A 26,952-nucleotide genomic window follows, 5' to 3' on the forward strand; every position below is an offset into this window, starting at 1 on the left:
CGTTCGGCTCCCGCCCGTTCTTCGGATTCAGACGCCCCGTGCTCCGCCCCCTCACACTGCCTGTGGCCGCCCTGCTCGGCGTCGTGCTGAGCGGATGTTCGACGCTCACCGTCCCTGTGGCGGAAGCGCTGCCGAGCTGGATGCCCGGGCAGCCCGAACGCGGTCTGACGCGGGCGACGAAGCAGAACCCCGTCGCGCAGGTCGCCGGATTCTGGCAACCGGCGGAGGACACCGGGCCGAACGGCCGCCCGGTCCGTGGGTTCGCGGGCAAGATTCTCCTGTTCCCCGCCGCCTCCCGCGGCGACGAACCGATGGCCGGCCGCGGGGCCGTCCGCGTCAGCCTCTACGACCAGACGGGCGAATCCGACGTCCTGATCCATCAGTACGACCTCCCGCCGGACGCCTGGGAGACGCACTTGGCTCATTCCAACCTCGGCGTCGGCTACGAGGTGTTCCTGCCGTACCTCAGCCCCGACCCGCGGAAGATTCGCTGCGGATTGCGGATCCAGTTCGTCCCGGAGTACGAGGACGGCACCACGGGTCGGCCGGTGTTCTCCGCGATGGAGTCCTGCTGCCTGGACGATGCCGGCACCTCCCGACGGACCGGCGCCTCCGCGGAGGTGGTGGCGAACCGGCACGGACTGCGGACCGAAACGATTCGCCCGGTGGCGGTCGTGAAGACCGTGGGTCCGCCGGCGAGCGCCTCCGGCGTGGTGCCGGCCTCCGCCGAGGACCCGTCCGGCGGGGTCCAGACGGCCGCGGCGACCGCGACCGACGGGTTGAACCCGGAGATGCGGGCCCGGTTCGAGGACGCCCTCGCCAATGCGAAACGGCGTCAGGCCCTCTCTGAACGCTCCGCGGCCTCCGCGTTCGCCCCCGCGTCGGCGGGGCAGCGATCCGCCACGCCGCCGGCGGCCGCCCGGCCGACGGTGGTCGAGTCGGCGTCGCCCCGGCGCTTCACGCTGACGCCCGCGGAAGGGACCGCGGCGGAGGCTTCGGGGACGAACCCGGAGGAACCGGCCTCGCACCCGCTGACGGGCGGCTGATTCGCCGGTCGCCGGGAGCGGCCGACCCCCCGCGGCGCCGCGTCGGATAGAATCGGGCGTCCCGTTCTCCCGCAGGCCGCCCGCCGTGCTCCGTCTCGCCGCCAGTCTGACCGCCCTGGCGTTCGTCGCCGCTCCCGCCCTGGCACAGGTTGGCGGATCGGGCGGCGGCAGTCGGCAACAGGGGGGCTACGGGTCCACCAGCGGCGGGGCAGGGGCCGGATCGGGCTTCGGTTCCGGCGCCGGCGGCGGCGGTTCCCTCTCCGGGGCCGGCGGCGGAACGGGCCAGCCCACCGGCGGCGCCGGCGCTTCGGGCGGCGGCTTGAGCGGGGCGGGGGGAGGAACCGGCGGGACCGGCGGCACGCGCACCGGCGGGGCGGCCGGCGGCGGAACCGGCCTCGGGGGACAGACCGGCAACGTGATCGGCTTCGGTCAGGGGTTGCAGGCCCAAACGCCGGGCACCTTCCTGGGCAGCGGGGCCGGATTGAACACCTTCGTCGGCGGGGCCGGCGGTCAGCAGGCCCTGGGTGCCGCCGGCGGGGCGACCGGCGGCTTCGGCGGCGGGGGCTTCGGCGGGGCGACCGGCGGCTTCGGCGGCGCCGCGGGACCGACCCGCAGCGGCGGCAACCGCGCCGGCGGCAGCGATCCGCGCCTCGGCATCGCCGTGCCGCTCCGCATCGCCACGCCGGTGCCGGTTCGCTCGTCGGCCTTCCTCAGCGAGACGTTCGCCCGGCGGGCGGCCGTGCTCTCCGCGGCGACGGCCCTCGCCAACCGTCCCGCCTTCCGGAATCTGAGAGCTGCTGCGGACGACGCCGGCGTCGTCACCCTTTCCGGCGACCTGCCGGAGGGGGATCGCCGCCTCGCTGCCGCCCTCGCCCGCATCGAACCCGGCGTGACGGATGTGCGGGAGTCCTTCGCCGCGGACCTCGAACCGTCGCCGACCCCCGCCCCCCAACCGCCGGCCGCGGACGCCCCCCTGTTCAGCAGCTTCGGCGACGTCGCCCCGCTCCGCGTGCTGAACCCGTGAGTGTGCGGGCCGTTTTGTTCGGGCTGGCCGGTCTGGTTCTCATCCCGCTCGCCGGCTGCGACCGGGAGGAGGAACCGCCTGCCGCCCCGCCGCCGCGGGCGTGGGTTGAACAGTTGGACGAAAGCTCTCGCGGCGAGCGTACCGCGATCGAATTGAGCGCGGAGGGGCTGCGGCCAGACCATCTGTCCGCCCTCGGCAAAGGCGGCGAGGCGGTGGAACGCATCACGCTCGTCGACGTGCCGCAGACCGCGGACCGCGAGGCGTTCGACACTGCGTGGCGCTCCGTTCTTCCGTCGCTTCCCAACCTACGGCGGGTCACCTTTGACGGACCCGTTTCCGCGGATGTCTTCGCCGAGGCCGGCACGCCGCCGCTGACGCATCTCAACCTGCCGGCGGCAGCGATGGGTTCGTCGGGGTTCCGGGCGCTGCTGGCGGGCCGACCGTCGCTGGAACTGCTCCGCCTGCACGCTCCAGGGGTGCGGGACGAGGATCTGGCGGGGCTGGCCGACCTGCCGCGGCTCCGATTCCTCCACCTGATCGACGCCCCCCTGACCGACGCCGCCGTGCCGCATCTCGCCGCGGGCCCGGCCTTGGAGTCCGTCTACCTGGACCGGTCGCGGCTGACGTGGGAGGGGTGGGAGGAACTGCACCGACTGCGGCCGGACCTGCATCTGCACGCGGATCTGACCCATCCCGTCGGGGGGCATTGATGCGTGGGGTTCGGTAGTCTGGGGAGCGTCTTTCATCCCCGGAGCCCTCCCATGCTGACTCTTCGCCCGCTCGCCGTCATTCTTTCCGCCGCCACGGCTTGTTTTGCCGTGTGGGCCGGTGGGGTGGGGGCTCAGGACGAACGCGCCGCCGCCCCGTCCGTCGCCGCGGACGCCTTCCTGCAAACGCTCGATCCGGACCAGTTGAAGACGGCGGTCCTGCCGCCGGCGGACCCCTCGCGGCTGGACTGGCACTTCATCCCCAAGCCGACCCGCAAGGGCTTGCCGCTGAAGGAGATGAGCGACGAGCAACGCACGGCGGCCCGGACGCTGCTGGCCGCGCTGATCTCCGCGACGGGGTACGAACGGGCGGAGCAGGTGATGACCCTCGAATCGGTCGTCGCCCTGCTGGAGAAGGACCCCGTAAAGCGCGACCCGCTGAAGTATTACTTCACCCTGTTCGGCCGCCCGAACGACGCCGGCGAGCCGTGGGCCGTCAGCGTGGAGGGGCACCACCTCTCGTTGAACTTTCTGATGAAGGGGAACGAAGCGATCGCCTCCACGCCGCTGTTCTACGGAGCGAACCCAGCGACCGTGCCGGACACGCTGCCGAAGGGCGCCGTTGCCGGGGTGGAAGCGGGCGACCGCATTCTCTCCGACGCGGAGGACGCCGGCTTCAAGCTGCTGGACAGCCTAACGGACGCTCAGCGGAAGGTCGCTCACGTGGATCCCGCCCTCCCGCGGGAGATCCGCAGCGCCGGTAAGGGCGCCTGGACGCCGCCGGCGATGAGCGAGCAGGACGGCCTGCGGGGCGTGAAGATGACCCCGCCGCAGCGCGAAAACCTGGAGCAGATCGTGCTGTGGCACCTCGCCCCGCTGCCCGAGGCCGAACGGGCGGAGAAGCTCGCCGCGCTGGAGCAGGCCGGCGGCCTGCGGGAACTGCGGTTCGCCTGGCTCGGAGCGACCGAACCGGGCGTCGGCCACGCCTACCGGGTCCGCGGACCGAGCCTGCTGATCGAGTTCGTGAACAGCCAGCCGGACAGCTTCGGCAACCCGGCGAATCACGCCCACGCCGTCGTCCACACCCCGGACGGCGACTTCGGCGTCGAGTAAACGCCCTGTGCCGCCGTGGCCGAAACGGGTCACGGCGGCCGCGGGCGGCTCGGACTGTTACGAGGTCAGCTTCGTGGTGAACGTCATCGTGCGATCCCCGCGGTCGCGGAGGTCTTCGATCAGCGGGCCGATCTCCGGGGCGAGGAACCCCCGTTGGACCCGGCTGCCGTTGACGCGGACGTCGGCCTCCGCGGCGTAGTCGATCAGTTCCGGGCTCAACCAGACCGTGACCGGCTTGGCCCCGCAGCGGACGATCACGAGGTTGCCGTCGCGAGCCTCCGCCTCGATCGCCACGGTGCTGACCCGCCCCGGCCCCGGCGTGCGTCCGGCCGTGAGGACCGAGGAGGGCAGGCGGCCGGCTTCCACCCACCACTTCCGGGCCGCGGCCGGACGCAGGACCTGGGCGTCGAACGTCTTGGGGAACGGCGTGCGCGTGTGACGGGCGAACCAGTCGAGGATGCGGGGCACCTCTTCGGGATAGAGCTCCCGACCGCGGCCGAAGTATTCGACGTAGGTGACGTCGTGGCCGTCCTTCATCAGGTCGCGGAGGCGTTCCGCGTCGTCGCTGCGGCGAACGGGGCCGTACGGTTCGAGCTGCCCGCCGACGAGGTAGAGCGGGCAGTGGGCCGCGTTCTCCTCCAGGGCGGCGCCGAATTTCTTGACCCGCCCGCCGACCGCCGCGACGGCGGCGAACAGGTCCGGGCGGGCCAAGCCGACGTCGACCGCGGCGTCGCCGCCGTTCCAGTGCCCGGTGAGGTAGCAGCGGTCCGGATCGAGGGCGAAGCGGCGGCGGGCGTCCTCCACGACGGCCTCGACCGCCCGCAACTGATCGTCGCCGTAGGGGTGACCGCCGCCGGAGTTCGGCGGCCGGCCGGTGGTCGCTTCCAGATCGAGGGAGAGCACGACCATCCCGCGCGTCGTCGCCGGGCCGGGCACGACAGCTTCGCCGTTCTTTTTCGCTCCCCAGAACGCCGCACCGCCGCCGGCGCCGGTGGCGTAGGGACCGAGGACCACCAGCGACGGGTACAGCCGGTCCGGGTGGTAGCCGGGGGGCAGGACGACGGTGTACTTCGGCGGGCCGCCGGGCAGGCCGCTGGCACCGTAGCGGTCGTCGCAGGTCGTCTCGAACGGGCCGATCAGTCCGCTCGCATGGGGCGTTGGCGTCGCCGTCTCCGCCCACGGCCGCAGGCGGGGAATGATGGACCGCACGCCCAGCACGTCGACCTCCTCCAAGCCGCCCAGTTGGTCCCGCAGGGCCTCGACCCGCAAGCCGTCGGTGGCGACCAGCGCCTCCCGCAGCAGGCGCCGGGCCTCCCACAGGCCGGCGGCCCGGCGGGGATCGGTGTCCGCCCCGCCCGGACCGGCCGCCCAGCCGGAGTAGGCGAGGGCCAGCCGGTCCGCGGCCGGCAGGCCGTCGTCCGCGGCGAACTGGAGAAACGGGTCCAGCCGCGCGATCGTATCCGGGTTGATCGACTCGGCGATTTCGGAGCGGAAGGGCCGGTATCGCTCCTGATCCTCGGCGGACAACTCCCCGTGGAGCAGGTCGAACCGCACCCGGGCCAGGCCGATGCGGCGGTCGAGGTCCGCGTATTCCGCCCGCAGATCCGCCACCCGGCGGGCCGTCGCGGGGGGGACCTGCTGATCCGGGAAGGCGGCGAGCGCCCGGCGGACGAGGTCGTGCTGGCCCGCGGACCGGCGGACCAGCAAGTCGCCCAGCAGCGAGGCCCCCACCGCCCCCCGCAGCCCCTCGGCGGCGGCGTCCGCGGCCCGAGACAGTTCCGGGAAGTCCCGCCGCACGGCGTCCAGTTCGGCGCCGGCCCGTTCGAGCAGCCCGGCCTCCGTGTAGAACCGCACCACGGCGAGGCGGTCGTCCGGGTTCTTCGGGTCGATATCCGTGGCAATCATCGCCGCCAGCCGCTCCGGCGGCACCGCGGAGACGTCCAGGCCGCTGCGCCACAGGTGCGTCGTGCTGGCCAGATCCAGCCCCTCGGCGGAGATGCTGCGGACGAACTGCACCACGTCCAGGTTCCCGTCGGGCGTGGCGAGGGTGACGGTCCGTCGGCCGTGATCGCTGAACGGCGTGAGGTTCGCCACGCTGCCGATCGTCAGGAGTTCCTGCACCGGTTCCGGATCGCGGTCGTCGAGCACGAACTCCACCCGGCCGCTGCGAAGATCCTCGGAGGGGTCGGTCTCCGCGATATTTTTCAGCCCGACGAAGGTGCGGCGGGTGAGGGTGTCGATCAACTCCAGCGGCCGGAAGGCGTTCGGCTTCTCCGGGTCGGTCCCCGCCGGGGGCAGCATTTGATCGTCCGTCAACCCGAGCACGGGCATGATGCTGCCGACGTGAACGGTGCCGTCCTTCGTCGTCACCGAACCGGCTCGGGCGGCACCGGCGACCGCCAGCAAGGCCGCGAGACTGGCAACGGCGGCGGCCGGGCGGAGCATCACGGGGCGGTTCCGACGGAGACCGGGAAGAACGGGGGCTTCTGTAGTGTCGGCCCCCGTGGGGAAGCGGTCCATCCCCGCCGTCAGCACCCGTGCGACCCGTCCCCCGCTGGGCAGGGGATCGCCGCTCAGGGGGCGTCGGCGCCGGTCAGCAGGCGGTGGGCGGCCCGGTACTTCTCCGCGGTGCGCTCCGCGATCTCCGGCGGGAGCGGGGGCGGGGGGCTGTTGCGGTCCCAGTCGCTGGCCAGCAGCCAGTCGCGGACGAACTGCTTGTCGAAACTGGGCTGCGCCCCGCCGGAGGCGTAGCCTTCCGCCGGCCAGTAACGGGAGCTGTCCGGCGTGAGGGCTTCGTCGCACAGCCGCAGGACGGGTTCGCCGCTCGCGTCCGTCTCGCCGGGCAGGGCGCCGAACTCGAACTTCGTGTCCGCGAGGATCAACCCGCACTCGGCGGCGTGGGCGGCCGCCTTTTCGTAGAGGGCGAGCGTCAGCACCCGCAGTCGCTCCGCGGTTTTCACCCCCACGGCCTCGGCGGCCCGTTCGATCGAGACGTTTTCGTCGTGCCCCTCGGCGGCCTTGGTGGCCGGGGTGAAGATCGGGGAGGGCAGGCGGGCGGACTCCGTCAGCCCCGCCGGCAGCGGCACGCCGCAGACGGCGCGGTTCGCCTGATACTCCTTCCACCCGCTGCCCGACAGGTACCCCCGGGCGACGCACTCCACCGGGAACATCTCGCACCGCCGCGCGATCACCGCTCGGGCGGCCAGTTCCCGCCGGTCGTCGTCCGCCAGCCCGTCCAGCGGCAGGTCGTCGACGGAGCGGCCGGTGCGGTGATCAGGGACGTTCAGAAAGTCGAACCACCAGTTCGACAGGCTCGTCAGCACCCGTCCCTTGCCGGGGATGCCGGTCGGCAGGACGTAATCGAAGGCGCTGAGGCGGTCGGAGGCGCAGACCAGCAGGCAGCCCGCCAACTCCGGAATCCGTCCGGCGAGCGGGGTCAGATCGAAGACGTCCCGCACCTTGCCCCGCAGGACGGGCAGGTCGGGAAACTCCGTCTGAAGCACGGCTCCGGCGGCGTCGCGGCGAAACGCCGAGCGGGTCATCGAAGGTCGGTGCGGAAGGACGGCGGGACGGAGGGGTGGCGCGGACCGTAGCGGGGCGGCGGGTCGTCGGCAACGGGGGCGGCGCCAAGGCCGATTGCGTCCGCCGCGATCGTCCCGCAAACTTGCCCCGCGGTCGAACGTCGGCCGGGATCCCGCCCTCCGATTCGAACGCCCGCATGGGGCAGATGCGGTTCATCGTCGCCCCGCCGGACCGGCTTCGCACAAAAGCGGAGCTGGCGGCGGTGCACGTGGTGGGCCCGGGGGAACGCGTCGAACCGGCGACCGTCACCCGGATGGGCGACCTGCTGATCGTCGATCGCCCCGGATCCGGCAGCGCCCGCCTGCGATGTCCGTGGCCGGTGCCCGGGTTCGGCAATCCCGTCGTCGCGACGTGCAGCCTGTCGGAGCACACCGTCGACGCGGAGCCGCACCGCCTGGTCGTCGAACTGGCCCGCGGCCTGGTGGGCGTCGCCCGGGAGCAGGTCGCCGCGGCGCGGCGGGCGAACGTCGAGTTGACCGCGAAGGTGCTGGAAACGCTGGGCCGGGCTTGGGGATCGTTCGTCCGCGGGGCGTGCGGGGAGCAGGGGGGCACGCCGGAGCAGGCCGCCGCCGCCGCGGAGCAATCGATCGCCGCCGCCTGTGCCGTCGCGGACGCCGTCGCCGCCGCCCGGGCGGATCGCCGGCTGGCGCTGGTGAAGCGGCAGTCGTCCCACCCGCCGGCCTCGCTGGCGGTGCGAGCCGGCGAGAATCCCGACCCCAAGGTGCGGTTGCCCTCCGCGTTGTTCGGCCCGTTCCGCACCGCGGCGATCCCGGCCGGGTGGGCGTCCATCGAGCCGGTCCGCGGGAAACGGGATTGGCGGGTGCTCGACGCCGCCCTCGACCGCTGCGAAGCCGTCGGCGCCGTCCCGGCCGTGGGGCCGCTGCTCGATTTCACCCCGGGCGGTCTGCCGGACTGGCTCCTGGAATACCGCGGCTCCCCCGGCAACCTGGAGAGCCTCTGCGCCGACTTCGTGGAGACCGCCATCGCCCGCATCACCGGCCGGGTGCGGACCATCGAGGTCTGCGGGGCGGCGAACATCGGCGGGGCGCTGGGACTGGACGAACCGACCCGGCTCGGCCTGGTTGCCCGCACGGTGCAGGTGGCCCGCGGCGTGGACGAGGAGAATCGCCTGTTCCTGCGAATCGCCCGACCATTCGGCGACTACCTCGCCCGCGGCGAGCACCGCCTGGCGCCGTTGCAGTTCGCCGACGCCCTCTCCCGGGCCGGCGTCGGGCTGGACGGGGTCACGCTAGAGTTGGCCGTCGGCTTTGAAGAGGTCGGCACGCCGCCCCGGACGCTGGCCGGCTACGAACGCCTGCTGGCCGGGTGGAGCAAGCTCGGCGTGCCGCTGCGGATCTCGCTGGCGGCCCCCGCCGTCCCGCCCAGCAGCGGCGTCGTGCCGGACGATTGGCGCTCCGGCGGCAGCCCCACGAAGCAGGCGGAGTGGATCCGCCATCATCTGCCGCTGTTCTTCGCCACCGACCCGGTTGTCGAGGTGGAATGGGCCCTCGCCCGGGACTCCGCCCCCGGCGCCAAGCCGGAGCGATTGAACGGCGGCGGCCTGCTGTCCGCCGACGGCGCCCAGCGCCCGGCGCTGGAGTTGTTCGCCGAGTTCGCCCGGCAGTTCGCCGTCGATCCGGACGCCGGTACGCATCTGGATATGCCGACGATGGACGACACCGAGGAGCTCGGCGAGCCCCCGACCTGGTCGGGCCAAGCCTACCGCAGCTGACCCGCCGTCGGCCGCCCGGCGCCGGAAGGCATCAAGCGATTGCTCCGGGACCGCAGCCGGCCGGCCGGGTATGCTTCCGGCCCGCATCCCCGATGGCCCCCGCGATGCTTCGCCGACGCCTGTTCCTCCGCGGTTCCGCCCGCGATCCGCGCCGGTTCGTTCTACTCGCCGCGCTCTGTGCTGCCTGCTGCGCCGCGGCCTTCGGCCCGGCACAGGATTTTGAGCAGGAGCAAATCGAAGACGCGGCACAGTCGGAGAACGGATCGGACCGCGGTCCGAACGCCCCAATCGCGTTCCGGGCCGAGACGCCGATGTTCAATCTTGATCGGTCTTCGGCCCGGCAGGTGGAACTCGCCCGCCGGGCGCTGAATGACGGGGGGATCGCCGAGGCGATCGATCTGGCGGCGCTGGCGGCCCGAGCGACGGACGATTCCATTCTGCCGGACGGTACGCCGGTCCGGGCCGCAGCCGCGGACGTGCTTCTTGAAGCAGCGAAGGCGGACGCCCGGCTGGTCGAGTTGCGACTCGGGGCCGCCGCCGAAGACGCCTACGAGGCGGCCGCCGCCCGGGGCGATCTGGCGGGACTGGCGACCGTCGCGGCCCGCTTTCCCGGCTCCGCCGCCGGCCGGAAGGCCGCCGTTCGCGTCGCCGACCTGCACCTCGACCGCGGGGAATATGCGGAGGCCGCCCGGCTGTACGACGGCCTCATCGCCCGCTCCGCGGACGCAGACGACCGTTCCCGCTGGCGGATGAAGGCTGCCGCGGCCTGTCAGCGAACCGGCGACTCCGCCACCGCCGCCGCATTGCTGAGCCAGATCCCGCCCGCGGACCGGGCGTTGTTCTTCGCCTCGATCGGGCAGGACGCAGGGCTCGACGTGTCCAACGACGCCGCAACGCTGGCGGCGCTGGATCAGGTCGTCGCCCCGCCGGCCGCGGCGCTGGGGGAGTGGCCCTGGGTCGGCCGATTGCCGGGGCGGGCAATCGCGCGGCCCGGCGAGCCGGCGCCGGAGCCGGTAAACGCGGTGGGGGGGCCGATCTGGACGGAGAACCTCACGGAACTGATCCCCCCGACGGGCGCCGACGGGCCGGGGCCCGTCATCGCATCGAGCGTGCGCCGGGATCGGGCGAAGCGGGGCGAGTCGCTGTGGCCCGCGTCCCGTCCGCTGGCGTTGCGCGACGACGCCGCGGCCGGGGGCGGGAAGGGGCTGACGATGGTCTACGCCACGCCCGCCGGCGTCACCGCGGCCGACGCCGCGACCGGGGAGGTCCGCTGGAAAAGCGGTCTGCTGCCGGATTCCGACTACTACCGCCTCACCCGGGCGGAGGAACAACCCGTGCTGCCGGACAGCGGCCGGGCGGTCACCGGGTTGCTGAATCTCTATGAGGAGCGGGCCTACCGCGACGCCACCGCCGGGGCCCTCTCGGCGGACGACCGGCACGTGTACGCGGTTCGCAACCTCGATTTGCCCAAACGTGACCTGCGACCGGACTACGATCCGCGGTTCGACGGCGGGGCTAATCAAGCGCGCCGGTCGCGGGCGAACCGGCTGGTCGCCTATGAACGGCACACCGGCCGCACGGCATGGACGCTGGGCGGGCCGAATCGGTCGGTGAATCCCGTCGCCGCAGTCGGGGCGGACGACGGCGCCGACGGCGCTTTCTTCTGCGGCCCCCCGCTGCCGACGCCGCAGGGGCTGGCCGTGCTCGCGGAGACCGGCGGGGTGCTGCGGTTGCTCGTGCTCGATCCGGCCGACGGAACGGTGATGCGGGCCCTGCCGATCGGGGTGCCGGCGCTGCCGCTGTTCGAACCGCCGCGGTGGCGGGAGGCGGCGCTGGGCGTCTCCGCGGCCGCCGGGCTCTGGATCGTCCCGTCGTCGGCCGGCGGCGTCGCGGCGCTCGATCCGCTGACCGGCAGTTTTGTCTGGACCTACCGCTATCAGTCGACGGTGGAGGTGGAGGACGGCCCGCCGGCGCCGCGGCGGGGATCGTTCGGCTCCTCCGACGACGATTTGCCCCGCTGGGTCGATCAGCCCCCGAAGGTCGCCGCCGGGCGGGCGCTGCTCACGCCTCGGGACTCCGAGGAGTTGCACTGCCTCGATCTGGCGACCGGCGATCCGCTGTGGATTCGACCGCGGGGCACCGGTCGCCAGATCGCCGGCGTGGTGGAGGGCGAGGACGGCCTGACGGCCCTGCTGGTCGGCGACGACGGCGTGCGGGCGCTGGCGCTGGCCGACGGTGCCGAACGCTGGTTCGCTCCGCTGCCGCCCGCGGCGGGCGACGCCGTGCTGACCGGGGATGTGCTGATCGTGCCGCTTGCCGACGACACCCTCGCCGCGGTGCGGACGCAGGACGGCGGGGTGCTGAATCGACTCCCCGCGACGGGTGCCGCCGGCAATCTGATCGCCGCCGGCGGGCGCCTGCTGAGCCAGACGCCGGAGGGCGTCGCCGCCTTCCCCACCCGGAAGGAAACGGCCGCACGCATCGAGGCGGCGTTCGCCACGGAGGGTGCCGACCGCGGGCCGGCGCTGCTGTTGCGGGCCGGACTGGCCCTACAGGAAGGTCGGCACGTGGACGCGGTCTCCGACCTGATCGCTGCGGCCGAAGCGCCCGCTCCGCAGGGCGGCGCCGGCGTCGCCGCCCGCTTTGCGGCCGGGGTGGCGCGGGATCGGCTGTCTGAGGCCCTCGCCGACGGTCTGCGACGCGACTTCGCCGCCTTCGCTCCGCTGCTGCGAGAGGCGTCCGGCGTGCTGGGCGATCCGCCGGTGGGCGAGGTGGCCCGGGCTTACGCCGACGGACTGAGCGACGCCGGCCGCCGCCGCGAAGCCTTCCGCGTTCTGGCCCAGACCGGCGACGGCTCCTCCCGCCCCGATACGCGAGCCGACGCCTGGGCGCGGCGTCGGCTGCCCGCCCTCTTCACCGAGGCGGACGCTGCGGAACGGGAGGCGATGGTCGCCGACGTCGCCGCCGCCCACGCCGATGCCGGCGACGACATTGCGGCTCTGGAAGCGTTCGCCCAGCGGTTCGGCCGGCTGTGCGCCTCCACCGCGTGGCGGGATGCCGCGCCCCGGCCCGACGGGGCGGTCGATCTGGCGGACGAGGCGCTGCGGCGGGCGGCGGGAGCGGCGAAACCGCGACGGGGCGTGTCCCCGCTCGTCGCCGCCCGGTTGCTGCGGTGGGCGGCCTCCCGGCCGGGGGCGGCGTCCACGGACGCGGCGCTCGCCGATCTGTACGAAGCCGCCGGCGACCCGCTGGCGGCGCGATTCCTGCGGGGCGACGCGGCGCCGAATCCGACGGACGGACGGCGGATCGAGGTCGCGGAGGCGTCCGACCGCGGCCGCGTGCCCGCCACCCAGCAAGTCCCGGTCAACGGCGCTCCCCCGTGGTCGCCCGCCGGCCGCCTGACCTCAGACACCGTGGGTCCCCACCTCCATTGGCAGGCGGACGACGGCCGCACGCGGTTCGCTCACATCCTGCCGGGGGGCCCGCCCCGCCGCGGCGCCCGGGCCCTGTGGGACGGCCACCTGCTGATCGTGGGGCTGGGCGACCGGATCGAGGCGCTGGACACCCTGATCGACCCGACCGAACCCCGTGCGCTCTGGCGCTCGGCCCTCCACGAGGAATCCGCCGGCGACGCGATGGCCTCCTCGCCCCCGGACTTCGCCGCCTTCATGGCCCGCGGGGCGGGGTTCGACGGCCCGGCGGTTCTCACGCCGCGTCAACTGGTGCTGCGATCAGGCTCGACGCTCGCCGGGCGTCACCCGCTGACGGCCAGCCCGCTGTGGCGTCGAACCGGTCTGCCCTCGCAGGCCCGTGTGATCGGCGACGATCGAGTGCTGATCGTGCTGCCGCCGACGGGCACGGAGGCGACGCTGCTCTCGGCGGACGACGGCGGCGACCTCGGCACGGTCCCGGCGCCGCCGATGGGGTCCCACTGGCTGGAGCGGGGCACGCGGGTCTGGTCCCGCACCGCCGACGACGACGGCTCCGGCAGCGTCGCGGTCGCCTGCACCGACCTCGCCCCGCCGGACGAAGACGGCCTCGCTCCGGCTCCGCCGCGGGTCGTCTGGTCCCGCACCTTCCCGCCGAAGACCGCGTTCCATCCCGACGACGCCGGCCGGCATCTCACCGCGGTCACCCTGGACCGCCGGGCGATCGTGCTCGACTTGGAAACCGGGGCGGAGATCGAAGCGGCCGACCTCGGCCCCGGCCCGGCGCCGGCGGAGATCTGGGGCGGACGGACCGGGGACGTCTGGACGGTCTTCCTCTCCGACCGACGCAACCTCGGGCTGGACCGTCGCTTGGACTGGTTCGGCGATCGCGAGGGGCCGGAGTCCACGACCTGGGCCTACGGGCTGCGGGGCGGAGCGGTCGTCTGGTCGCGGCAGACGCCGGGGCCGCCGGACGACGTGTGGCAGGCCCCGGGGCTGCCGCTCCTCGCGGTGCCGGGGATGTCGGCGCCGGACGAGAACGCCGCCCGCTACCGCCGCCGGTTCACGCTGACGATCTACGACGCCCGCAACGGGGCGGAGCTGTTCGTGGCGGAGAACTTCTCGCCGCTCACGCCCGTCAACTGGGAAATCGATCCGGCGGGTCCCTGGAGCGGCGGCGTCGACCCCAAAGCGGGCGGCGGCGGCGAGGGGGTCGACGACGCTGCGGAGGACGCCGGCGGAACTCGCCCGACGACGGCCGTGCGGCTGCGGACGCGCGGGGCGGATCTGGAGTTCACCCTCTCCGACGAGCCGCCCGCGGCCCCGGTGCGCACCACGCCGGCGACCCCGGACGAGCCGAAGGAGGAGGGCTCCTGACTTCGTTCCCCCCGGGCCCCCGCGGGAGCTTTCGCCGTCGTCCCGCCGTTCGTTGACGGGGTTGCGGGGCGGCTTTAGCGTGCCCGCCGCCCGCCCGTTTCCTCATTCGGATCGCTCCCATGGCCCGCCCCGTCACGCTGTTCACCGGCCAGTGGGCGGACATGAAGCTGGAGGAGATCTGCAAGGTCGCCGGGCAGGGCTCCTCCGGCACGGGCGAGGACGGCTTCGGCTACGACGGCCTGGAACTGGCCTGCTGGGGCGACCACTTCGAAGTGGACAAGGCCCTCTCCGACGACACCTACTGCGCCCGCAAGCGGGACCTGCTGAGCCGGTACGATCTGCAGCTGTTCGCGATCAGCGCCCACCTCGTCGGGCAGGCGGTGTGCGACCGGATCGACGAACGCCACAAGGGGATCCTGCCGGACCACGTGTGGGGCGACGGCGACCCGGACGGCGTGAACGAGCGGGCCGCGGAGGAGATGAAGAACACGGCTCGGGCCGCCGCCAAACTGGGCGTGGAAGTGGTCAACGGCTTCACCGGCAGTTCGATCTGGCCGCTGGTCTACGACTTCCCGCCGATGGCCCCCGGCACGATCGAGAAGGGGTTCGAGGACTTCGCCGAGAAGTGGAACCCGATCCTCGACGTGTTCCAGGAGTGCGGCGTGCGGTTCGCCCTCGAAGTGCACCCCACCGAAATCGCCTTCGACATCTACAGCGCCCACCGGGCGTTGGAGGCCATCGATCATCGGGAGGAGTTCGGCTTCAACTTCGACCCCAGCCACCTGATCTGGCAGGGCGTGGACCCGGCCGAGTTCATTCGCGAGTTCCCGGATCGCATTTATCACGTCCACATGAAGGACGCCTCGGTCACGCTGAACGGCCGCAGCGGCATCCTCAGCTCGCACCTGCCCTTCGGGGACCACCGCCGCGGCTGGGACTTCCGCAGCGTCGGCCGCGGCGGGGTGCGGTTCGAAGAAATCATTCGGGCCCTGAACGACGTCGGCTACGCCGGCCCGCTGAGCGTCGAGTGGGAGGACAGCGGGATGGACCGGATGCACGGCGCCAAAGAGGCCGCCCAGTTCTGCAAGAACGTCGACTTCGAACCCAGCGGCCGGAAGTTCGACAGCGCCTTCGACAAGAGCGAGCAGTAACGGCTCGCGACGGCCTCGCCGTCACAACGGCGGGGGCGGTCACTGCGATTCCAGAGCCTGCCACTCGGCCCGTAACTCTGCAGCCGGTTCCGGAGGCACGGCCAGTCGGAAGATCGGCCTCCTCCGGACGGGGTGCGGTTCGAGGAACGGCCCGTCATCGAGCGGCATTCGTTCTTCCCACAGGTAAGGCGCCGTGTGCGGAAAACGGCACCAGCCCCGCAACGCTCGGATCCGACCGTCGTCGCTCAGCCCGGCCCGCACAATCAACCGGTCCCCCGCGTACCATCCTCCACGGTTCCGCAGTTCGCGGTCGAGCGTCCAGCCGGGCCTCCGCCGCTGGAGTCGAATCTCGCTCAACACCACGAACCTGCCCCCGGACGGCGGTAGGTCGCCCGGCGGGATCTCGTAGCTCACGGCGGTTACCCGCTCCCACGGGAGCAGTCCGGCGGGACGAGTCGCAAGCCATTGCACGTCGAGGTTCCAGGGCGGCAAAGCGTCCGAACCGGGCGGATTGCTCGCGGGCTCGACCTGCGCCGGCGGCGAGCCGGCGCGACCGCGTTCCAACTCCGCACGCAGTTCAGCGCACGCGAACTCCCCAGCGGCCACGTTGAACGCTGCCGAGGCCGCGAGAAGGCCGGAGAGCAGACCGACCGCGACCAACGGCGCCCGGGGCCAGCGACGCCACCGCCGCAGGACGAGGACGTGGATGATTCCCACCGACCAGACGCCCGCAGCGAGGAGCGGGACCGGTACGCTCTGCGGAGGAGGCCCGATGAGCAATCCGCCCACGGCGCCCACGGCGACCCGCCAGATGGACACTGCGGCGAGGATCGTCCAAGCCCCCCACTGGCCCAGCTCTTCCCGCCACAGCGTCAAGCCGACGCCGGACAGCAGGATCAGGTGCCCCCACGGGTCGCCCGGCAGGACGAGGTCGCTCCGCACCCAGAGGCTGGACGAGAACGGATACAGCGGCCGCAGGCCCAGCGGGGTGAGGGCGTCCCAGACGAGGTGCAGGCTGACCCCGCCGAAGGCGACCGCCGCGGCGCGCTGCGGCGACCACCCCGCCGCCCAATGCCCGGCTCCCCGATCTCCCCGGGCGGTCGGCAGTAGCGCGATCCACAGGGCGCCGGCGGAGGCCGCGGCCCCGCACAGGCCGTGCGACCACCCGCGTTCGGTCCACAGCCACCGGACGAGATCGCCGGACGGGGCCGGTCCCACCGCAACCTCCACGACGTCCGGCAGCAGCGCCGCGAGGATCGCCGCGGTCGGCAACCACAGACCGACCGCCCGCAGCCGCCCGTCGCCGCCCCGCCACCGGTCCGGCAGGCCGCGCACCAGCAGCCAACCGGTCAGCAGGTGAGTGAACAGGTCCACGGGCGACGTCTCCGAGGTGACGAACGAGCCTAGCGGGGCGCAGTCCGTGACTCGAACGACACGTCGGCCGGCGGGTCGAACTGGGACAGGGCGATTCGCACTTCCGCGAGTCGCCGGCGAATCCGTTCCCGGTCGCGCGGTTCGCTAAGGCCCTCGTCGCTGCCGCGGACGATCATTTCGGCCTGCCGAAACAGTTCGTCGGCGTCGCCCGGACGGTCGACCGTCGCGGCGATCCGGCCGAGGCCGATCAGTAGCGTTTCGTTCACCATCAGACTGCCGCGGCAGTATTGGCGGATGGGGTCGTAGGCTTCGCCCAGCGCCTCGCCGAAGGTGATCGGACGGGCGACGATGCGAAGGTTTTGGTCGTCGTCGTAACGGTGCGGGTCCGGCCGGTCGCGGGCGGCGAGGCGGCCGAACGTCGCGCTGAGGCCGTCGATGCACTGCACTGCGGTGAACGGATCGTTCACGCCGGGGGAGAGCGCCCGGACGGCGATCTCGGTCAGTTCGCCGATGGCGCAACCGAGGTCCTGCCGCGGCGTACGGTCCCGCCCGATCACGAACGCCTCGCGGATGCGGCGGTCGGTCTCGTCCGCGTCGCCGCGGCCCGGCGGCCGTACCCGGGCCAGCGATAGGCCGTCGGCGACGAAGTCGCCGGGCCGATGCAGCAGTTCGATCGTCACGTCGGCGTCCTTCGCGATCTGCATCAGCGCGGGCTCGTCTACCCCCTGCACGTAGCCGTCCCGCGGTACGGTCACGGTGCGGGCCTGGCCGCTGAGCGCGGGTGCGGCGGCCCGGTCCACCGGTTCGATCTCCGCCCCCGGGGTGCCGATGCGTTCGGGGAACAAGCGGTCGATGGCGTCGTCCAGGTCCCCCGCGACCTCCCGGACGACGTGTGACGGCTGGACCATCTCCGCGGTGTGGTGCACGAAGTAGACGAGAATCGCCAGATCGACTGTCGCCAGCACGACGGAGGCCAGCACGGAGATGTGCGGGACGATCGCTCCGCCCTCCAGACCGCGGATGAGCCGCAGGATGATCAGGCAGTACAGGCTGGTGCTGACCCACGCCCCCAGCGTGATCTGGGCCGTGCGATCCGCCATGAAGGCCCGGATCAGGCGCGGGCCGAACTGATTCGTCGTCAGGCTGAGGGTGACCATCGTGATCGAGAACACGACCCCCGTGACGGTCACGCTGGCCCCGGCGATCGTGGAGACCGTCGTCTGCCCCGCCGAGACGGTCGTTGCCAACCACGCGGATTCCTCCGCCACGTCCCGCCCCATCCGGGAATCGATCTCCGGCAGGGCGAAGGCCAGCAGCACGGCGGCCACGCCCATCAGGGCGGGGATGAACCAGAAGCTGGTCCGAAAGGCGTCCCAGAGGTGAATCAGACGGGTCAACGGCGGCTCCGGGACGTCGGGATGGGCCGGCAAGCGTAGCGGGCGTGAAACGAGCGCCCACCTCGAGGAAACCACATCGCCGAACACGCCGAGCGAACGGGCCACAGCGTGTTCAGGAAATGGAACGACTGAGGAGACGAAACTGAGGAGAGCGGATTAATTCATCGGTGGGACGGAATTCTCGAGTGGCCGAGGCGCGGACTCCCAGATCGGCAGGATGTCGTATTCGACTTCTAGGGCTGACCAGTCCTCCTCGCCGCCGGCGCCGTAGCGAACATCTCCGAGGATGACCTTGCTCCCGCGGAACTGTGCAACGGGATGACGAGCGAACGCGGCCCATGCTTCCACGCGTCGCAGACCCTTCGGCCGAATTCTCGCCTGATTGTGAGGCCATCCGGCATCCCACAGATGTAGAGGTCCGCGATCTCCCGTAATGGCGTTCACGCGGATCAGCGATGCACCGTCAAAATCGAACCGACGATCCCCAGCGGCGAGAAGGCCGACAGGCTTGTTTCGACCGCGGCGACCGTGGCTGTTGAGAACTTCGCGATCCCACGGCACCCCGGGAACGGCCTGAACGCTCTGCTTGGCGATTGAGTGAATGCGGTTCATATAATGTGGATCGATCGTCTCACGAGTGACGGCTTCCCTCGCCGCCTGACTCCAGAGCCCCATCGTCACCAGGTAGGCCGTCAGCGTTCCCCACCCAAAAAGATCGGCGAACCGCCACCGCCCCCACCATCGCAGCAGCCCGACCTCGACCACCCCTGTCGCCCAGGCCGCCAACACCCACCACGGGCACTGCTCCTGCCAACAGGCGCCGGCGACGATCAGCGTCGCGGCGGCCGCGAGTGCGTACCAGCCCCACTTCGTCCAGCCGAACCGCCGGGTGCCGCAGATCAGCGCCCCAGCCAAGATCAGCCAGACCCACGGGTCCACGATGAACACGAGGTCCCCGTAGTACCACGATCTGTCCCAGGGATAGAACGGCCGCACGCCGTAGCTGTTCCACCAGTCCATAAACAGGTGCGAGCCGACGCCCAGCGCCGCCACCGCCAACCCCCGCCGCGGGGTGAAGCCGGCGAACCAGCGGGCCGTGCGGCGCCAGCGGGCGAGCAGCCAGAGCAGGGCCGTGAAGGCGACCGCCTCCGCAGCGATGCCGATCAGGCTGTGGCTCCACCCGCGGTGATGCAGCAGGTAGGCCGCCTTGTCCCCCAGCGGCGGCGGCCAGAGCACCAGCGCCTCGAAGTCCGGCAGGTTCGCCGCGATCACGCCGGACCAAGTCAGCCAGATGCCGGGGCGGGGGCGGTCGGGGTCGAAGGCGGGGTCCTCCTCCGGCACGCCGCCGGCCCAGCGGCGGGGCAAGCTGCGGGCGATCAGGGCGCCGGCGAGGGCGTGGGCGAGGTTGTCCATCGCCGGGCAGTGTGGGTCCCGACGCCGGCTCCCGGTAGCGGGATTGGTCCGGGTCGTCTTCACCGCGGCGGGGGTCGGTTCTAACATCAACGTTCCCGCCGCTCCGGAGATTGCCGTGCCGTCCGCCCGTTCCGTGCTGCTCCCGGCGGCGCTGCTGCTGATCGTCGCGGCCCCCGCCCCCGGCGGCGGCGTCGCGGACGTGGGCGCCGCCGTCGAGCCCTTGCGGGAGGCGTACCGAGCCGAACTGACGACGTTCGCCGGCCGGGCCGACGCCGCCGGGTTGGCGGAGTTCGCCGCGGAGCTGCGACTTCAAGCGGCCCCGCCGGACCCGCAAACCCTCTCCGTGACCCCGCCGCCGCGGACCGTGCGGCCGGAACTGCCACCGGTGGATCGATCGGAGGAGACCGCTCTGCGGCGCGCCGTCCGCCGGGCCGGGCAGGGCTTCGGCCAGGAGGCGTTCCTGCTCGCCAAGCGGGCAGGGACCCGCGGGGCCGAAGAGCCGGGCGCCGCGAATCTGGCGATGGGGCTGGTCTGGGAGATTCTCGCCGCCGACCCCGATCACGTGGAGGCCCGGCGGGCGCTGGGGCAGAAGCGCGTCGGCGACGAATGGCTCACGCCGTGGGAGCAGGGCCAGGCCCGCGTCGGTCGGGTCGATCACAAGACCTTCGGCTGGACCCCCAAACTGCACGTCGAGCGCCTCGAAGCCGGCGAACGGCTCCTCGACGGCCGTTGGGTCGACGCGGATCGCGAGGCCTTGGTGCGGTCCGACTTCGCCACCGGCTGGGAAGTGGAGACGGAGCATTACCAGGTGCGGACGAACGTCAGTCTCGAACGCGGGGCGGAGATCGCCCGGCAACTCGAACGCTTCCACGCCTTCTTCCGAGCGACCTTCCCCGGCTTCGGCCTCGGCCCGGAGGACCTGCGGCAACGGTTCGTCTCCGTCGGCCGCTTTCCGAGCTACCAGAACATCGGCGGGGCGGGCGGCAAGTACCACGTGCACCTCTACCGCGAGCGGGCGGAATACAACCTCGCCCTGATCAAACAGGTGCCGCAGATCGAAATGACCAACGGGTTCTACGACCATCGCAGCCGGATCGCCTCGTTTTACGAGAACGGCCCCAACGCCGATCCGCGGACGCTGTTCCACGAGGCGACGCACCAGCTGTTCTACGAGTGCACGCCACAGTTTCGGCTGGTCGGGGAGGACGCCCACTACTGGGCGGTCGAGGGCATCGGCTGCTACATGGAGAGCTTCCGCGATGACGGCGTGACGATGACGGCCGGTTCGCCCCGCTATGTGCGGTTCGTGAACGCCCGGGCCCGCTGGATCGATCAGCAGTTCTTCGTCCCACTGGCAGAGTTCGACGCCCGCGGCCGCGTCGCCTTCCAGACGGCTCCGGACATCCACAAATGCTACAGCCAGGCCAGCGGCCTAACGCACTTCTTCCTGCACGCCGGCGGCGGCGCCCTGCGACCGGCGCTGACGCTGCATCTGGAAGACCTCTACAACCCGACCGTCCGGCCGGAGCAAGTCCGTTCGCTCGACCGCCTCACCGGCCTGACCTGGGAGGCTCTGGGCGAGCACTACAAACAGTATCTCGTCCAGTAGGACGCCGGGTGAGCGAAGGCGGCCACGCCTTCGGATCACCAACCCGAAGCGTCAGCGAAGGCCGTTCGCTCTGAGCGGCCGACGCCCTCGCTGACGCTTCGGGTTAGTGTTGCGCGGACCGCTGCCCGGCTTCGCGGGCGGCGTCGAACCAGCACGTCCCGGGCGATTCGCCGACGCTCGTCAGCGCGGTGAGTAAGAGGTCGTCCCCGACCGGCTCCGCCCGCAAGCCGGACAGGGCCGGGGCGGCGTCCACGGTCGGGAAGCCCCGGCCGTCGAGCGGCGTGGTCGCCGCGGCGCCGCCGAGCAGTTTCGGGGCGACGAAGGCCCGCACCTCGTCGATCTGCCCCTGATCGAACCACGATCCCGCCGTCGTTCCGCCGCCTTCGAGGAAGACGCGGTACACGTCCCGGGCCGCGAGTTCGTCCAGCAGGGCAAGCACGTCGACCTGCCGCGGGTCGTGCGGCGCCGGGGGCAGGATGAGCCGTTCGGCATGATCCGGCAGCGGGGAGTCGGCGGCGCCCTCCAGTACGGTCACGAGAACAGGCCCGTCCTCCGGCGTGCGGGACAGGCGGCAGTTTGGCGGCAGCGTTCCAGTCGACCCGACGATCACCCGCCACGGTACGCGCGGCGCCGCGGACAGGCCGAAGTCGCGGCAGCGGGGGGCGAGGTGCGGGTCGTCCGCCCGCAGGGTGCCGGCGCCGACGACGACGGCGCCGCTTTCGCCTCGCCAGCGATGCACCAGGGCCCGGCTCTGCACGGAGCTGATCCACTTGGAATCGCCGGAGGTGGCGGCGGTCTTCCCGTCGAGCGTCATCGCCCACTTCGCCGTCACCCACGGCCGCCGGGTCGCGAGCCATTTGAAGAACGGCGCCGCCAGCGTGCGGCATGCTTCTTCCGAGACGCCGACTTTCACCTCGATCCCCGCCGCCCGCAGCTTGGCGATGCCGCCGCCGGACACGTGCGGGGCGGGGTCCTCCGTGCCGATCACCACCCGCGCAACCCCCGCGGCGATCACGGCGTCCGCGCAGGGCGGGGTTTTGCCGTGGTGGGAGCAGGGTTCGAGGGTGACGAACAGCGTCGCCCCCCGCGCCCGCTCGCCGGCGGCTTGCAGGGCGTTCGGCTCCGCGTGCGGGCCGCCGTAGCGTTCGTGCCGGCCGTCGGAGATCGGGCGACGGTCCGCCGTGGTGAGCACGGCGCCGACGCAGGGGTTCGGCTCGACCGCACCCCGCCCCCGTTCGGCCAGAGCGACGGCGTGAGCCATCGCGGCGTCGTCGGACGGGAACGGGTCGGCGGCGGTTTCCATCAACACGGCCCTCAGATCAGCTGCCGGGCACCCAGAGCTTCTTCGAAGCGCCGCCCGCCGCGGCGGCGTCCGGCGTCCAGACCCCGCCGGGCGAGGTGGTCCCGCCGTCCGGATCGCCCGGTTCGGCCGAGGCATCGCTGGCCGCGGCGGAGCCGAGGGAGCGCGGCGGCGTCACTTCGTGGGCAGCGAGAATCTGCAGCAGGTACGGCCGGAACTGCGGCAGCTTCGGCCCGTAATAGCGATCGAGGCGCTCGATCAGCGGCATGAGGGCCGGGTCGTCCGGCGTCTCCAGCCGCAGGGCCAATTCGCGGGTCTCCCAGCGGAACACGGCCTCGAAGGCGTTCTCCCCCTGCTGCGCCTCGTCACGGCCCTTTTCCAGCCACTCGAACGCCTCCGCATAGTCGTAGCGGTCGCGGGCCAACTCGCCGAGCGTGTGGTAGGCCCGCTGCCGATCGAACTGCCCCTTCAGCGACTCGCGGCCGAGCGCCTCCGTCAGCGCCGCCCGCAGCAGGCGGGACGGGTGAACCAGCAGGATGCGGTTGAGGGCGGTCAACAGCTGGCGATCGTCCAGCTTGGCGAGGTCCGCCCGCTGGAGTTGCAGGATCGAATAGGAGTTCAGCACCGCGTCGGCGGGGGCTTCGACCAGCTCGATCTGCGGCAGGCCGAACTGCTCCCGGAGGGCATTCAGATCCAGCTCGTAGCGGCCGCGGTCGCAGACGGCGTCCAGGACGTAGAGGGCGCCGGCCAGCGGCTTGGCGAGGGTCTCGTCGCCCTTCGCCTCGTTCGGCGTTTTGCCGCCGAGGGCCTCCAGCGGGGTCTCCGGCCACGTCTCGGTGATGCGGCGGTTCCACTCCTCGCTTTCCAACTCCCGCCGCCGACGCAGCGACACGCCGTTCGGGAACGCCCAGCGCCAGCGGAGCCCCCACATCTCGCGGGGCAGGCCGTAGCGGCCGTCCTCGTCGTCGGTGGGCTGCTCGCCGTCCGGGGCGATCGGCAGGGCGATCTCGTCCAGCAGAGCGGTCGCGGCCTCCCACTCCTCGCCTTCGAAGGTCGACAGCGCCGCCCGCGGCCCCTCGACGCCGGCCCCCTCGGGGGCCTGCGCGAAGATCGACAGCTCCCCCACGACGTTCGGCACATTGTCGGCCGTCAGCCCCTCGGACGACTCCGGCAGGGGGCGGTCCAGCAACTCATAGACCGCGTCCGGCGGGACGTCGTCCGGGTCCGGGTCGGCGGGGAGGCGGTGGAACCGGGGGTGATCGTCGAGGTCGCTCAGCAGTCTGGCGACGTTCTCCGGAATGTAGACCCGCTCCTTCAGGTCGACCGTGCCGCCCTCCTCGGTGAGGGCGAGGAGCTGGGCGATCGCTTCGTGCTCGGCGGCAAGTTCGAAGTTCGACTCCGCCTCCGCCGCCTTGCGGAGGGCGCCGGAGGCGGCTTTATGATCGCCGTCGAAGGCCCGGCAGTAGCCGACGTTCGCACGGACCGCGGCGTTGCCCGGCAGGTCGGAGGCCGCGGCGGCGTAGCGGTCGGCGGCGGCGCCGTAGCAGCCGCTCTCAGCGATGCGGCGGGCCTTGGCGGCGTTCTCGGCGGCTTCCCCCTCGCCCTGCACGTCCTTCAGCGGGTGCACGCTGCGAAGGGGGTAGGGAATCTCGGCGTTCCCGTCGAACTCCATTAGCCGCATGAACAGGTTCTGCTTGCGCTCCTGCGTGGCGAATCGTAGGGCGCAGGCGAGGTGTTCGCGGGCGGCGGGGTAGCGGCGGCGGTTGTACAGATCGTTCGCGGCCGCCGCGGCCATGCCGCTGACGAGGTCCGGGTAGAACTGCACGCTCTTGCGGAACGCACGCCAGATCGGCTGGCGGCTCGCGGCGAATCCCCTGGCGGCCAGGCTCGCCGAGGCGTGCAGGGCCAGCATCAGGGCGTTCGTCGGGTCTTCGGCGAGGCCGGCCTCGAGAATCTCGACCGCCCGCCCCGGCTGGCCGTCGTTGACCAGCAGGGTGGCCCGGGTCGAAGCGACCGCGGGGGTGTGAGGGTGTTTCTCGTCGAGGTCGGCCAGCTTCTCCAGCGCTTTGGCGGTCTGACCGCGTTCGCGCAGCTTGCCGATCGCGGCCATGTCGGCTTCGACCGCGGTGCAGCGGCAGAACTTTCTCTTACGACCCGTCCCCAGGCAGTAGGGACAGGGGGCATAGGCGTCGGCGGCCATCGGCGGTCGCGGGGGTGAGCGTGAGCGAGTTGCGGCGAAGCGGGGCACGGTACGCGAGTCGGCCGAAAAGTGCATCGCCCCCGCGTTCCCGCCGGCGGTCAAACCGGCTCCCACCGGGCGGGGCACTTCTTCATGAGGTCGCCGCTTTGAGATCGTCCACCATCGCCCGGGCGGCGGCGGCACTCGCCTGCTGCCAGCGGGTCGGGCCGAACTCGGCGGCATACGGCTCCGCGGCGAAGGCGAAGTTCACCGCCCGACTGCTGTTTACCAGGGCCCCCAGCCCGGCGCCGTCGAAGGCGCCGGCGACGTCCGCGGCGGTGCCGCCCTGGCTGCCGTACCCCGGCACCAGCAGCGGAGCCGACGGCATCGCCGCCCGCAGTTCCGCCAGTTCCGCCGGATAGGTCGCCCCGACGACGGCCCCGACGATCCCGTAGCCGCCTTCGCCGACGGTTTCCTGCGAGAGCCGATCGATCTCCGCGGCGACTCGCTGCGTGACGCTTCGCCCGTCCTGCGTCACCCCCTGAAAGGCGCCGCTGCCGGGGTTCGACGTTTTGCACAGCACGTACAGCCCGGCGCCGCGTTCCTTCGCCACGCTCACGAACGGTTCGAGCGTATCCGCCCCGAGGAACGGGTTGACGGTGAGGGCGTCTGCCAGATCCGGCCGTTCCGGCTCCGCCCCGCCGAGCAGGCCGCGGGCGTAAGCTCCGGCGGTGCTGCCGATGTCGCCGCGTTTGGCGTCGAGGACGACGATCAGTCCCGCGGCCCGCGCGTGGACGATGATGCGGGAGAGGGCCGCGACGCCGGGGGGGCCGAGTTCCTCGAAGAAGGCGCTCTGCGGTTTGACGGCTGGGACGAGATCGGCGACGGCGTCGATCAGGCCCTTGCCGAACCGCTCGAAGGCGTCGGCGGCCCGGTCGAGTTCGGTCGGTCCCGTGGCGGCGTCGCGCACGGGGGCCGGTAGGGACTTGAGCCGCGGGTCGATGCCGACGAGGGCGGGGGTGCCCTTCGCCCGAATTGCGGCGTGCAGACGGTCGGAGAAGTGGTGGAGGGAAGCCATGGGCACAGCTTAGCGGGCGGTACGCGGATCGCCCGTTACACTGCCGGCATGCCCCTGATCGAACTTCCCAACCGTCCGACCCCGCTGTTCGTCCGCGACGCCGGGCACGGCCCGCCCGTGCTGCTGATTCACGGCTGGCCGCACGACCGCCGGGTCTGGGACGGGTTGGCGGACGCCCTGAGCGACGGCCACCGCGTGATCGTGCCGGACCTGCCGGGCTTCGGCTACAGCCCGCCGCGGTTCGAAGGCGAACTCGCCGAGACCCCGCCGCTGACGATGGAGGAACTGGCGGACGACCTCGCCGCCCTGCTGGACGCCCTCGGCGTGACGGAGCCGGTGACGGTCGGCGGGGTGTCGATGGGCGGCTACGCGGCCCTGGCGTTCGCTGAGCGATTCCCCGACAGGCTGGCCGCCCTGCTGCTGTTCGACACGAAGGCCACCGCCGACAGCGACGCCGCCCGGCAGAAGCGGAGCGGAATCGTGGATCGCGTGGTGGCCGAGGGCACGGACTTTCTGATCGAGGACTGCCCCGGGCAGCAGCTTTCTGCGCATTCCCTCAACGAGCGGCCGGAGGTGGTCGAACGGCTGCGGGCGATGGTCGAAACCGCGACCCCCGCCGGGATCGTGGGGGCGCAGCGGGGGATGGCGGCGCGGGCGGAGCGCACCGACTTGTGCGGACGGATCGAAGCGCCGACGCTGGTCCTCGGCGGGGCCGAGGATACGTTCACCTCCCCCGGGGAGCTGCGGGCGCTCGCGGACTCGTTCCCGCGGGGTCAGTACGCGGAGTTCCCCGCCTGCGGCCATCTCCCGCCGCTGGAGGATCCCGAGGCCGCCGCCGAAGCGGTCCTCCGATTCCTCGACGACCCCACCGCGACCTCCGACCCGCCCCCGGCGCCATGACCGCTCCCGCCGACAAGCCGCTCCACGGCAATCGCGCCTCCACCGACGTTGGCCTGCTGCTCCTGCGGGTCGCGGTGGGGCTGGACCTCGCCTACCACGGCTCCCAGAAGCTTTGGGGCTGGCCCAACGGCGGGTGGTTCACGACCGATCCGAAGACCGGCGAGATCCCGCAGTCCGCCCAACTGGCGCCCACGATGGAGGCTCGAATCGACGGCCTCGCCGGGTTCCTCGGCAACGGGCTCGGGCTGCCGTACCCACACGTCCTCGCCTGGACGGCGGCGATCACGGAGTTCGCTGGCGGCCTGCTGGTGGCCCTCGGGCTGCTCTGCCGGTTCGGGGCGCTGGGGCTGGCGATTGCGATGGGCGTCGCCGCGTTCATGGTTCACCGGGCCGCCTGGGACGTGCGGGCCGGCGGGATGGAGTTCCCCGCGATCCTGATGTGCGCTGCCGTGGCCCTGGTGTTCACCGGGCCGGGCCGCTTCAGCCTCGACGGGCTGCTGTTCGGCCGTAAGAAGGCCAAGACCCCCTGATCCCCCGCGCTC

Annotated in this window: 18 protein-coding genes; 10 read left to right on the top strand and 8 right to left on the bottom strand. The window is 72.5% G+C overall.

What is annotated here, in order from left to right:
* The first annotated feature begins 38 nt into the window (after positions 1–38).
* From CA12_RS18300 to CA12_RS18320, 4 genes are all read left to right on the top strand, one after another.
* A complete protein-coding gene (locus CA12_RS18300; protein ID WP_145360434.1) occupies positions 39–1,046 on the top strand; it encodes a hypothetical protein in 1,008 nt (335 codons plus the stop codon).
* 85 nt (positions 1,047–1,131) lie between these two features.
* Positions 1,132–2,070: a hypothetical protein gene (locus CA12_RS22240; RefSeq protein ID WP_165700852.1), complete on the top strand. Its 939-nt coding sequence runs from the start codon at positions 1,132–1,134 to the stop codon at positions 2,068–2,070.
* 2 nt (positions 2,071–2,072) lie between these two features.
* Positions 2,073–2,780, top strand: coding sequence for a leucine-rich repeat domain-containing protein (locus tag CA12_RS18315; protein ID WP_145360438.1), 708 nt, complete (start codon positions 2,073–2,075; stop codon positions 2,778–2,780).
* A gap of 51 nt (positions 2,781–2,831) precedes the next feature.
* Positions 2,832–3,890 carry a DUF3500 domain-containing protein gene (locus tag CA12_RS18320; protein WP_145360441.1) on the top strand — a complete coding sequence of 353 codons (1,059 nt, stop codon included), beginning with the start codon at positions 2,832–2,834 and terminating at the stop codon, positions 3,888–3,890.
* Between the two features lie 57 nt (positions 3,891–3,947).
* Here the strand turns inward: CA12_RS18320 and CA12_RS18325 are convergent, their stop codons facing one another.
* Together CA12_RS18325 and CA12_RS18330 are read right to left on the bottom strand one after the other, a co-directional pair.
* Complete coding sequence (locus CA12_RS18325) at positions 3,948–6,335, bottom strand: hypothetical protein (protein WP_145360442.1); 2,388 nt, start codon at positions 6,333–6,335, stop codon at positions 3,948–3,950.
* Between the two features lie 128 nt (positions 6,336–6,463).
* Positions 6,464–7,432: a phosphoribosylaminoimidazolesuccinocarboxamide synthase gene (locus tag CA12_RS18330; protein ID WP_145360444.1), complete on the bottom strand. Its 969-nt coding sequence runs from the start codon at positions 7,430–7,432 to the stop codon at positions 6,464–6,466.
* A gap of 185 nt (positions 7,433–7,617) precedes the next feature.
* On the opposite strand from CA12_RS18330, the gene CA12_RS22245 reads away from it, so the two are divergent.
* The 3 genes from CA12_RS22245 to CA12_RS18345 all read left to right on the top strand — a co-directional run bounded on the left by CA12_RS22245 (position 7,618) and on the right by CA12_RS18345 (position 15,160).
* Positions 7,618–9,204 carry a hypothetical protein gene (locus tag CA12_RS22245; protein ID WP_165700853.1) on the top strand — a complete coding sequence of 529 codons (1,587 nt, stop codon included), beginning with the start codon at positions 7,618–7,620 and terminating at the stop codon, positions 9,202–9,204.
* 104 nt (positions 9,205–9,308) lie between these two features.
* Complete coding sequence (locus CA12_RS18340) at positions 9,309–14,009, top strand: outer membrane protein assembly factor BamB family protein (protein ID WP_145360446.1); 4,701 nt, start codon at positions 9,309–9,311, stop codon at positions 14,007–14,009.
* Between the two features lie 119 nt (positions 14,010–14,128).
* A complete protein-coding gene (locus CA12_RS18345; protein ID WP_145360448.1) occupies positions 14,129–15,160 on the top strand; it encodes a sugar phosphate isomerase/epimerase family protein in 1,032 nt (343 codons plus the stop codon).
* A gap of 39 nt (positions 15,161–15,199) precedes the next feature.
* Here the strand turns inward: CA12_RS18345 and CA12_RS18350 are convergent, their stop codons facing one another.
* From CA12_RS18350 to CA12_RS18360, 3 genes are all read right to left on the bottom strand, one after another.
* The gene (locus CA12_RS18350) at positions 15,200–16,534 is read right to left on the bottom strand and encodes a metal-dependent hydrolase (RefSeq protein ID WP_145360450.1); all 1,335 of its coding nucleotides are present in this window, start codon (positions 16,532–16,534) and stop codon (positions 15,200–15,202) included.
* A 29-nt stretch (positions 16,535–16,563) separates the two neighbouring features.
* On the bottom strand, positions 16,564–17,931 hold the full coding sequence (locus CA12_RS18355) for a DUF2254 domain-containing protein (RefSeq protein ID WP_145360452.1): 1,368 nt from the start codon (positions 17,929–17,931) through the stop codon (positions 16,564–16,566).
* 156 nt (positions 17,932–18,087) lie between these two features.
* Complete coding sequence (locus CA12_RS18360) at positions 18,088–19,431, bottom strand: metal-dependent hydrolase (protein ID WP_145360454.1); 1,344 nt, start codon at positions 19,429–19,431, stop codon at positions 18,088–18,090.
* Between the two features lie 28 nt (positions 19,432–19,459).
* On the opposite strand from CA12_RS18360, the gene CA12_RS18365 reads away from it, so the two are divergent.
* Positions 19,460–20,953, top strand: coding sequence for a hypothetical protein (locus CA12_RS18365; protein ID WP_145360456.1), 1,494 nt, complete (start codon positions 19,460–19,462; stop codon positions 20,951–20,953).
* A 103-nt stretch (positions 20,954–21,056) separates the two neighbouring features.
* Here CA12_RS18365 and ribD read toward each other — a convergent pair whose 3' ends face one another.
* From ribD to pyrF, 3 genes are all read right to left on the bottom strand, one after another.
* Entirely contained in the window at positions 21,057–22,256 is a 1,200-nt protein-coding gene (gene ribD / locus CA12_RS18370; RefSeq protein WP_207622038.1) for a bifunctional diaminohydroxyphosphoribosylaminopyrimidine deaminase/5-amino-6-(5-phosphoribosylamino)uracil reductase RibD, read from the bottom strand.
* A gap of 16 nt (positions 22,257–22,272) precedes the next feature.
* Positions 22,273–24,453: a tetratricopeptide repeat protein gene (locus CA12_RS18375; protein WP_165700854.1), complete on the bottom strand. Its 2,181-nt coding sequence runs from the start codon at positions 24,451–24,453 to the stop codon at positions 22,273–22,275.
* Between the two features lie 130 nt (positions 24,454–24,583).
* Complete coding sequence (gene pyrF / locus CA12_RS18380) at positions 24,584–25,510, bottom strand: orotidine-5'-phosphate decarboxylase (protein ID WP_145360459.1); 927 nt, start codon at positions 25,508–25,510, stop codon at positions 24,584–24,586.
* A 48-nt stretch (positions 25,511–25,558) separates the two neighbouring features.
* Here pyrF and CA12_RS18385 point away from each other — a divergent pair, with 48 nt between their 5' ends.
* Together CA12_RS18385 and CA12_RS18390 are read left to right on the top strand one after the other, a co-directional pair.
* Positions 25,559–26,410, top strand: coding sequence for an alpha/beta fold hydrolase (locus CA12_RS18385; protein WP_145360461.1), 852 nt, complete (start codon positions 25,559–25,561; stop codon positions 26,408–26,410).
* Positions 26,407–26,940 carry a DoxX family protein gene (locus tag CA12_RS18390; RefSeq protein WP_145360463.1) on the top strand — a complete coding sequence of 178 codons (534 nt, stop codon included), beginning with the start codon at positions 26,407–26,409 and terminating at the stop codon, positions 26,938–26,940. The genes CA12_RS18385 and CA12_RS18390 overlap by 4 nt, the downstream gene beginning before the upstream one ends.
* The last annotated feature ends 12 nt before the right edge of the window (positions 26,941–26,952 follow it).

The organism is Alienimonas californiensis, from assembly GCF_007743815.1.
GTDB lineage: Bacteria > Planctomycetota > Planctomycetia > Planctomycetales > Planctomycetaceae > Alienimonas > Alienimonas californiensis.

Coding starts and splice junctions, on each gene's coding strand:
- CA12_RS18320 (WP_145360441.1), top strand. CDS start 2,832: ATGCTGACTCTTCGCCCGCTCGCCGTCATTCTTTCCGCCGCCACGGCT.
- CA12_RS18325 (WP_145360442.1), bottom strand. CDS start 6,335: ATGCTCCGCCCGGCCGCCGCCGTTGCCAGTCTCGCGGCCTTGCTGGCG.
- CA12_RS18330 (WP_145360444.1), bottom strand. CDS start 7,432: ATGACCCGCTCGGCGTTTCGCCGCGACGCCGCCGGAGCCGTGCTTCAG.
- CA12_RS22245 (WP_165700853.1), top strand. CDS start 7,618: ATGCGGTTCATCGTCGCCCCGCCGGACCGGCTTCGCACAAAAGCGGAG.
- CA12_RS18340 (WP_145360446.1), top strand. CDS start 9,309: ATGCTTCGCCGACGCCTGTTCCTCCGCGGTTCCGCCCGCGATCCGCGC.
- CA12_RS18345 (WP_145360448.1), top strand. CDS start 14,129: ATGGCCCGCCCCGTCACGCTGTTCACCGGCCAGTGGGCGGACATGAAG.
- CA12_RS18360 (WP_145360454.1), bottom strand. CDS start 19,431: ATGTTAGAACCGACCCCCGCCGCGGTGAAGACGACCCGGACCAATCCC.
- ribD (WP_207622038.1), bottom strand. CDS start 22,256: ATGGAAACCGCCGCCGACCCGTTCCCGTCCGACGACGCCGCGATGGCT.
- CA12_RS18375 (WP_165700854.1), bottom strand. CDS start 24,453: ATGGCCGCCGACGCCTATGCCCCCTGTCCCTACTGCCTGGGGACGGGT.
- pyrF (WP_145360459.1), bottom strand. CDS start 25,510: ATGGCTTCCCTCCACCACTTCTCCGACCGTCTGCACGCCGCAATTCGG.
- CA12_RS18385 (WP_145360461.1), top strand. CDS start 25,559: ATGCCCCTGATCGAACTTCCCAACCGTCCGACCCCGCTGTTCGTCCGC.
- CA12_RS18390 (WP_145360463.1), top strand. CDS start 26,407: ATGACCGCTCCCGCCGACAAGCCGCTCCACGGCAATCGCGCCTCCACC.